This is a genomic window from Streptomyces sennicomposti (assembly GCF_019890635.1).
Lineage (GTDB): Bacteria > Actinomycetota > Actinomycetes > Streptomycetales > Streptomycetaceae > Streptomyces > Streptomyces sennicomposti.
Genome location: NZ_JAIOAB010000129.1, coordinates 1 through 1725, shown reverse-complemented (window position 1 = coordinate 1725; position 1725 = coordinate 1). Strand labels below are relative to the sequence as shown.

Below are 1725 nucleotides of genomic sequence, written 5' to 3'. Positions count from 1 at the left end.
TCAGGTGGTGGGGAGGGTGGTGCCCTGGACGGCTTGGATGTCGAGTTCGATTTTGAGGGTGGTGCCGATGGCGGCGATGCCGGCCTGGAGGATCTGGTTGTAGTTCATGGCGAAGTCGTCGCGGCGGAGTTCGGTGGTGGCGCGGAAGGCGGCGCGGGTGCCGCCCCAGGGGTCGGCGCCGGTGCCGAGGTAGGCGAGGTCGAGGTCGACGGGTCGGGTGGCGCCGTGCATGGTGAGGTCGCCGTGGAGGGTCCAGCGGTCGGTTCCGGCGGGGGTGAGGTGGGTGGAGCGGTAGGTGATCTCCGGGTAGTGCTCGGTGTCGAGGAAGTCGGCCGATGTGAGGTGTTGGTCGCGCAGGGTGTTGCCGGTGTCGATGGAGGCGGCGCGGATGACGGCTTCGACGCGGGATTTGGTGACGTCGTCGGGGGCGATGTCGAGGGTGGCGGTGAAGTCGGTGAAGCGGCCGTGGACGCTGGAGATGCCGAGGTGCTGGGCGGTGGCGGCGACGGTGGAGTGGGCGGGGTCGACGGTCCAGGGTCCGGGCGGGGGCAGTTCGCTGCCGCCCTGGCGGGCCAGGGTGAGGGTGCCGATCTCGGCGCGGCCGCTGGCGGTGACGAGGGCGCTGGAGGCGGTGGGCTGGTAGCCGACGGCGGTGACGATGACGGTGTAGGCGCCGGGGGCCAGGGGGGTGTGGTCGCGGACGGCGCCTTCGTGGTCGGCCTCGGCGCGCAGGATCTGGGCGCCGGTCATGTCGGTCACCGTGACGACCGCGTGCGACACGGCCCATCCGTCCCGGGTGCGGATCCTCGCGGTCAGTCCCATCCCGTTCTCTTCCCCTTCGCTTGCGTGTTCCCGGCCGGACCGGCCGGACCGGTCGGGTCCGTTCGGGTCCGTACGCGTAAGAAACCTGAACAAATCAGTCAAAAAATGTGACCGGCCCGGGGCGGGAGCGCGCCCTCGCCGGGTGCGCGCCCGCCGCGGGCCGGTGGTGGGTCACTCGCCGGGGTGGGCGAGGTGGAGGTCGTGGCCGTCCACGCCGTGGCCGGTGACGGTCAGGGCGGTGGCGACCGGCGGGTAGCCGGTGGCGATGACGGTGTACTCGCCGCTGCCGAGGTCGGTGAAGGCGTACGCGCCGTCGCTGCCGGTGGTGGCGGTGCCGATCACGTTGCCGGCCGCGTCCACGAGGGTCACGCGGGCATCGGCCAGCGGGCCGTGCGGGGCGCGGACCACGCCCTGGAGACGGGCGCCGGCGTCGAGGTCGATCTCGAGGCGGGTGACGCCGGTGCCGCCGACCTCGACGGGCAGAGCGCGGGGGCGGTGGCCGGCGGCGTTGACCGCGACGGTCACCGCGCCGGGCACCAGCTCCGCGAAGGAGAACTCGCCGCCCTCCCCGGTGGTGCCGGTGGCCAGCAGATCGCCTCGCACATCGGTGACGATGACCATGGCGTCCTTGACCGGCAGACCGCTCTGCGCCGAGCGGACGATGCCGGTCAGGCCGCTGGTGCCGCTGAGGAGGATGTCGAAGGCGACCGGCTCGTCGTTGACGACGACCGTGGAGGCCTGCGGCTGGAACCCGTCCGCCGACGCGATCAGCACGTAGGAGCCCGCGCCGGGCGCGTCGATGGTGTAGGCGCCGTCGGCCTGCGCGACCGACCGGCCCAGCTGACGGCCCGCCAGCGAAATCAGCGTCACCGCCGCCCGCGCCACCGCAGCGCTCTCCGCACC

At 73.0% G+C, this 1725-nt stretch carries 2 protein-coding genes; both read right to left on the bottom strand.

The genetic code is table 11. From position 1 onward, the window contains the following. Positions 1–822, bottom strand: coding sequence for a YceI family protein (locus K7787_RS31355; RefSeq protein WP_223003706.1), 822 nt, complete (start codon positions 820–822; stop codon positions 1–3). A gap of 171 nt (positions 823–993) precedes the next feature. After that, on the bottom strand, positions 994–1725 hold a 732-nt coding region (locus tag K7787_RS31350), incomplete at its 5' end, for an MSCRAMM family protein (protein ID WP_223003705.1).